Source organism: Skermanella stibiiresistens SB22 (assembly GCF_000576635.1).
Classification (GTDB): Bacteria; Pseudomonadota; Alphaproteobacteria; order Azospirillales; family Azospirillaceae; genus Skermanella; species Skermanella stibiiresistens.
This window is the reverse complement of sequence record NZ_AVFL01000078.1, coordinates 1-6,458: the sequence shown is the minus strand read 5'-3', so window position 1 is coordinate 6,458 and position 6,458 is coordinate 1. Positions and strand designations below refer to the sequence as shown.

Genomic DNA, 6,458 nt, shown 5'->3' with positions numbered 1-6,458 from the left:
GAGGAATTTTCAATGCCCTCAAGTGGGGATTATTGAGTGCCCGATAACAGCGAGGAGGCGGTCGCAGCGTGGCGGGCGGCGTCGCGGACCACGCCGGGCGGCCAGGCGCGCTACCCGGATCTTGCCATCGAGACATCACTGATCCTGAAGGCAGTGTTTCTTTGGATATCAGGCGGGTCTCCGAGGCAAACTCGCGGCGTGCCAAGGCGCTTTCCATCTTGGATCACCCACCGTGGCCGGTTTCCCGCCGCCGCCCCTTGTCAGCGATCCGCCAACATGGCGGACGCGCTGGGTCGGCTTGGTGATCAAGGCCGGAGCCGTCGTGCTTTGCGGTGGGATGCCAATCATGACGGCCAATGCATATTTGGGCACGATTCGTCAGGTTGGTATTCCGTCTGGCCCTTCTCCCGCCATGGCGGTGTCGATTGGTCCCGTTGCGCGACGACGTCCCAAAATCATCAACGATCGACAGGTTCTCCCCAAACACCCTCTTTGAAATCCGATATGCTGTTTTAAACGAAAATTCCGTATTGTCACTCTCATTGGTTGTAGGATATGATGTTTTATGAACCAGGGAGTGATCTCGTGACGCCCCCATGTTCAACCGCCAACATGATGAGGCCGTGATGAAAACCGCAACACCAAACGCGCCATCTCCGTGGCTGAGCATCAGGGACGTCGCCACTCGCTGGCGCGTCTGTGGTCGAACGGTCAGGCGGCACATCGACAGTGGCCTGTTACCCGCGCGCAAACTGGGCAGCCTCGTTCGCATCAATGAACAGGACCTGCGCATTTTCGAGAATAGACTGCCCCACCAGAACCATGATCTGAAGTAAACGGTTTTCGATGGGTGTCACTCGATGTCATGGTTAAACAAAACCCTGGCAAGAACGCCCCAACTTAATCCGGATTTCTTTAACCATAGCCGTTATTGCACGCGAGAACAGTGGGCTAATCCTGGCACTATTTGTCAATTGATGTCGATGGACCGGCCTTGCACAGAATCGCGCGAGGCCCGGAGGCCGGGGGATCGACGGCTCTGACCGAGCAGGAGCTCACGCATGACCACTCTCGCGGATGTTGAGATCAAGATTTTGCTGTCGTCGGGCGCGCTCCCGCGATGTGGCAGATTCGCGGCCCGCAAGGCCCTGGCCCGCATCGCCCAACACGTTGGCGGGCCGCTATCCACCATCGCCGCCCGGGACGCCCTGACACTCTACGAGGCGATCCGTGGCACCGTCGCCCCGAAATCGTGGACCGAGGAGAGGCGGTACCTGGAACGCGCCCTCCATTTGCCGGATCCGCCGCCAGGATTGGCGGACCGCGTCAGGCGTGGCGAGGCCACCCTGCTGGACGCGTGCGCCGCCGTCGACCTCCAAACCGGTTGGGGTGGGGAGCGGGCCCGTGTCACCGGCGCGGTCCACCGGTTCGCCGACATCGAGCGGCGCCGATCCGGGAGGGTCGACATCCTGGCGATCGAGCGCGTCGTGGATCCCCTGCTCGGGGCGATCACCCATACCGATCTTGGGTTGTCCGTCTCCAGTCTGTCGGCGTTCCGGTCCCGCGTGCGCCGCGCCGTGCGTCTCGTCGACATCCACGCCCACCAGCAAGTCTCCGCCTCCCTGCTCGGTGTCGACTGGGGTCGCCTCGTCGATCTCGCCCGACGACAGCCAGGCGCGCGCGGATCCGTCGCCAAGCTCTGGCCGTTGGTGGCGTTCTGTCACCGCCGGGACCACGCACCCGACGCCGTCGACGATGGCACCGTGGCGGACCTGCTGGCCGACCTGCGGGATCGCGGATGCCGTGATCCCCTATCCGTCGCGCGCGCCGTGGTCTACGCCTGGGAGTGTCTCCAGGCGGGTGTTCCGGGATGGCCGACCCAAAAACTCCAACGGCTTTACCAACACGGAGGCCGGGTCCACGCCGTGGAGTTCGGAGGACTGCCGGAGCCGCTCAGGGAGGCGTGGAGCCGGTTCGTCGCGGCGCACGCGGCGGCCCCGGATGCATCACCGTCGTCCCTGGCGGACCTGGTGCCCGAGGACGAGGTGGTGTTCTCACTCTCCGGCGAACCGCCGCCTCCGACGGGCGCGCGTTTCGGCCGGCAGCAGCTCTCGACCATGAGGACGTGGGTGACCTACGCCGCGAACGTGCTGATCGCCAGGGGTGAGGAGGTTCGTGACCTCGCCGACCTCGTTCGTCCGGATGTCGCGCGCGGGGCGCTGGAGAGCGCGGGGCGGCGGCAGCAGGGGCGCCAGGGCCCAGGATCGGCAGTTCCGGCAGGTGAACGCCACGCTCCTGAACGGGGCCACGATCTTCGTCGCGCTGGCGCGCATCCTGGGTGTCGGGAACTCCGTCATCGAGCAGTTGATCGAATTGCGGGACCGGGTCGACCCGAGGCTGCGGGAAAGGCGTCGCGGACGCGACGGCACGGTGAGACGGATCTACCACGATGTCCAGATCGGCCCGAGGCACGCCGAGCGCCTGGCGCAGTTCCGCGACCCGGCCAAGCTCCGGGCGTGGTTCGAATTGCCGGAAACCCTCTGGGAGCGCATGCGGGCCCTGGTCCGTGATGGGACGCCGCCGACGCCGGAGCAGATCAACGACGCGATCGTCTGCGTCATATATCATGTCACCGTCGGTGGGTGCCCGGTGCGGCGCGCCAACCTCGCGTCCCTGAGGATCGGCGGGCCGGGGCGCAATCTCCTGCTGCCCACGCGCGCGGAACAACCCGGCCATGTCAGGCTCGACTGGTGGGAGACCAAAAACCGGACCGAGTTGAACGTGGAACTGACGCCGCGGGCGGTGGAAGTGATCGCCCACTACCTCGAGCATTTCAGGCCCAGGCTCATGGCCAACGTCGGGTCGGCGCAGGACAACCCCCACCTGTTCCCCGCCGGTGGACAGGGCCATCGGGACGGCACGCTCCTCAACAGGGCGTCCGTCGACCGCAATCGCGAGATCGGCGGGTTCGTCCTGAACATGCATGTGCAGCGCCACCTGACGGCGTTCATCATCCTGACGCACGATCCTGGGGCCATGGACATCGTCCAGAGGGTCCTGGGCAACCGGAGCCGGAGGACGACCGAGCGGTACTACGCGCAGATCGATGACATCGTGGCCCAGCGGAGATACCACGAACTCCTCGAGTTGGCGCGGCTCGACGCCCACCAGCTCCCGCTCCTGGGGAGGAGTCGGCGATGAGCCCGTGCAACACCCTGTATGACGCTGATTCGCTGCGCCGGGACTGGTGATCGACGAGGCTGCGGTTGTCGAGTTGGTCGCGGTGGTGTCGACCAGGTCCGCGCCGACCTTGAACGTGCAGGCGCGCAGGGTCTCGAGGGCGCTCCCAGCGTCAATCGGCGTAAGGTATTCGAGCACGCGGGCAGCGATCTGATAAAGTATACGCATGCGGAACGGTCCCGCTGGGAGCTTGCCCCCAGCTTCCACCTATGCCGTTAGGGTCTGCTTTAGCCAAACGGCACAAGGTCTTCATGGGTCCGAATTCAAAGGGGACGCGTTGAGGGGCGAAAAAAGCCCCACGGCGGATGAACGCACGGGGTTAGGTACAGGAAAGAAACGCGTCGGAGGGATGCGACGCTTAAAGTCACATTTGAAACGGTTTTAAAGATCTCAACCTCACTGCGTTCATAGACAATTTCGATATACTGTTGGCTTTGCGGTCGGCACCCACACGCACCAAGCGTGGGGATGAACGAAAAAACCCCGCCGAGAGGGCGGAGTCAGTTTCAAGCAGGGTAGAGATCTGGCATTTCAATTTTTATCAAAATAATTCAGAAAGAGGTAACAAGGCTCCCACTGCCGATATTGAAACGCCCCTGGTGAACGTGTGCCCGGTTGAAAAGGAGAATTGACTTTCAAGCCGGTGTCCAGCGAATGGCGCAGTGGGTGCCGCCTTCCTGACGCGGTCCCACATCGAGGCGACCACCCAACTGCGACACCAGCGTCCGCACCATCCGCTGACCCAGGCCAGTCCCTTGGGCCGGAGCCGCCGGATCGAGGCCGACGCCGTCGTCCCACACGCTCATTTCGCATTCGCCGTCGCGGCAATGAAACGCCAGCGTCACCGTTCCCGCCCGCCCATCGGGGAAGGCGTATTTCAGGGCGTTGACCACCAGTTCGTTCAGGATCAACCCGAGTGTCTTGGCCTCATGGGAGGGAATGCGGTGAGATTCCGTGTCGATGGCGAGCGTGAAGGGCCGATCCCCGAAATGCATGCTCTGGATATACTCGGCCAGGCCCTCCAGGAACGCCCGGCTGTCAATGGTGGACATCACGCCCCGCGCCTTCGCATCCAGCCGAACGTTGAGGTTGATCAGCGCGAGAACGCGCTCCTCGGCGGCCCGGAGCGCGCCGGCAACGGCGGGATCGGTGGCGGCATGCGCCTGAAGGCCCAGCATGGCGGCCACGGCCTGGAGGTCGTTGCGCGCGCGGTGAATCGCCTCGGCCAGCGCCATCTCCAGATCGTCATTGCTCCTGGCCGCCATCGTCCCGTCTCCCCCTCGCGTGTCCGCCACCGTAATTCAGAGGGGGAAGATACGATTTTCGGATGATTCGTCAAACATCATCACAAGGCTTTGTGATCAATGACAATTCAAGTTGCACATTGGTCGTGAGCAGCCCGTCGCGCTAGGAGGAAAAACTCATGGGCTCGATTGATCCATCTCGTGTCGCATTCCCAACGCTTTCGCGTGTCACGCCCGGTCTCCAACCAATGAAAAACCCCACCATGGTGCGAGTGGTGAGGCGTCCCATAACGGCTTTCATCAAGAAGAAAGCTTGCCTATCATAGTGGTCCGAAGTTAACACGGCGTTGATCCCTAGATCGCAGGGAGTCACCATGCGGAGACGGCCGTTGCTGAGGATCGAGAACATAAAAAGAGCACCCGGTCCCTGGGCAACGGACCGGGCGGGTGGTCAGTTGAAGAAGTAGTCCACCTCTTCCATCAAGCCCACCTTGGCGATCGTGTAAGAGGCTTGTGATACCGGACCAGCATCGCTTTTCCATGAGAAGCTGACAATGGTTTTTCCGCTTACTTCCCTCACCACGGGTTCCGGGTCATCGTAATAATCGCTCGAAATATAGAGACGGTCACCACCATAGGCACCAACTCCATTGAAGCCGGTGATAGTCTTGTTGCCGTAGTCATAGGAACTGATTTCGAAGATATCCGCGTCATTGGTTTCAGAAATCACCTTTCGTTACCGTCGCGGAAGGAGAAGGTATCGTTTCCTGCGCCACCACGCATGATGTCGGAATCGGACCCGCTTCGGAAAATGTCGTTGGCGGTCGTGCCAGTGATGTCTAGGGTCCAGACTCAATCAAAGCCAATACGCCACCATGGTTGCGATGGCGAGGGTTGCCTCGTAGTTTCTGGCGAGTTTGTCATAGCGGGTGGCGACGCGACGAAAGTCCTTCAGGCGACAGAAGACGGCTTCCACGGTCCAGCGGAACCGGTACCGGGTCTTGTCGAAGCGGACGGCGCATCGGCTCGACAGCCATGTCGAAGCCGATGGCCGTCTTGTTCCGGTCATCCAGGGGTTCGAGGAAGATGATGGAGTTGATCTCCTCACGCGCTCCGGGAGGCCAAGCCCGGAAATCGGCGAAACCCTGTCTGCGCATGTCCTGTTCCAGATGTCCGATCCGGTCGGGCGCGACACGGGTGCTGAAGCCCATGGCCTGGATGCCGACATAGCGCCGGCGCAGGTCCAGCCTCGCCACGAAGGCCCCGAACTCCGCCCGGGTCACCTCGTCGCTCGCGGCGAACAGGGCCGAGGTGGCGCCGAGAACGGCGGTGTAGGTGGCCATGCGGTCCGAGATGGCGGCCTGGGCCTGGTCCACCTCGTGGAGGAAGCGCTCCTGGTCCCGACGATCCAGGACGAGCCGGAAGCCGGTCGTCACCGTAGCCGTGGCGAGCAATCCCACGGAGATGACCAGCGCCGGCCAAACGTCCGGTCCCCATCGCCTCCGCCGGGGAGATGAGGAGGCGCCGACCAGATGACGCCTCCGAAAGTTCTGGTCCCGACATCATTTCCATTCGACCGTCTTGATTTTCACCAAGGCCAACATGGCTGGAGAGTTGGTTGATGAACCATCAAGGCTCATGATCGAGCAGCATGGAAATGTTTCGTCTGTGCTTCGATCGGATGATGGAGAATGTTTCCATCGCATCGGTCCTCCCTCCAAATCCCTGGATCATCATGATGTTCCCTGGAATGACGAAACACCAGGATCTGGTTTTGGATCGGGTCGGCATTGTCACATCGACTTCCGACGGCACCCGCGCCTGAAGCTTTCATTCTCACCTTACACCAAAGACCCACCTATCCTTGCGGAATAAGCTCCGGAAACGACATATGATTGTGCTGCCGATTCGCCTTTCGAGTTAATGTGACATGGGGTTATTGCGGGGCGGCTGTCCTCCGGAAGGCAGTTTCCA

Annotated in this window: 6 protein-coding genes and 2 pseudogenes; 2 read left to right on the top strand and 6 right to left on the bottom strand. The window is 61.9% G+C overall.

What is annotated here, in order from left to right; genetic code table 11:
- Positions 1-596 precede the first annotated feature (596 nt).
- Complete coding sequence (locus tag N825_RS41145; protein WP_084165442.1) at positions 597-836, top strand: helix-turn-helix domain-containing protein; 240 nt, start codon at positions 597-599, stop codon at positions 834-836.
- Positions 837-1,181: 345 nt separating this feature from the next.
- Here the strand turns inward: N825_RS41145 and N825_RS40075 are convergent, their stop codons facing one another.
- Positions 1,182-1,724 carry a hypothetical protein gene (locus N825_RS40075; protein ID WP_037462205.1) on the bottom strand — a complete coding sequence of 181 codons (543 nt, stop codon included), beginning with the start codon at positions 1,722-1,724 and terminating at the stop codon, positions 1,182-1,184.
- Between the two features lie 451 nt (positions 1,725-2,175).
- On the opposite strand from N825_RS40075, the gene N825_RS40070 reads away from it, so the two are divergent.
- Entirely contained in the window at positions 2,176-3,201 is a 1,026-nt protein-coding gene (locus N825_RS40070; RefSeq protein ID WP_037462202.1) for a site-specific integrase, read from the top strand.
- 674 nt (positions 3,202-3,875) lie between these two features.
- Here the strand turns inward: N825_RS40070 and N825_RS35340 are convergent.
- From N825_RS35340 to N825_RS40695, 5 genes and pseudogenes are all read right to left on the bottom strand, one after another.
- Entirely contained in the window at positions 3,876-4,505 is a 630-nt protein-coding gene (locus N825_RS35340) for a sensor histidine kinase (protein ID WP_037462199.1), read from the bottom strand.
- Between the two features lie 430 nt (positions 4,506-4,935).
- Positions 4,936-5,214, bottom strand: a complete 279-nt coding sequence (locus N825_RS35335; RefSeq protein WP_037462196.1) for a hypothetical protein — start codon at positions 5,212-5,214, stop codon at positions 4,936-4,938.
- The gene (locus tag N825_RS41140; protein WP_198039077.1) at positions 5,211-5,321 is read right to left on the bottom strand and encodes a hypothetical protein; all 111 of its coding nucleotides are present in this window, start codon (positions 5,319-5,321) and stop codon (positions 5,211-5,213) included. Before N825_RS41140 ends, N825_RS35335 begins: the two co-directional genes overlap by 4 nt.
- A gap of 19 nt (positions 5,322-5,340) precedes the next feature.
- Positions 5,341-5,496, bottom strand: a pseudogene (locus N825_RS40700) (transposase); the annotation flags it as partial.
- 58 nt (positions 5,497-5,554) lie between these two features.
- Positions 5,555-5,827, bottom strand: a pseudogene (locus N825_RS40695) (CHASE domain-containing protein); the annotation flags it as partial.
- Positions 5,828-6,458 lie beyond the last annotated feature (631 nt).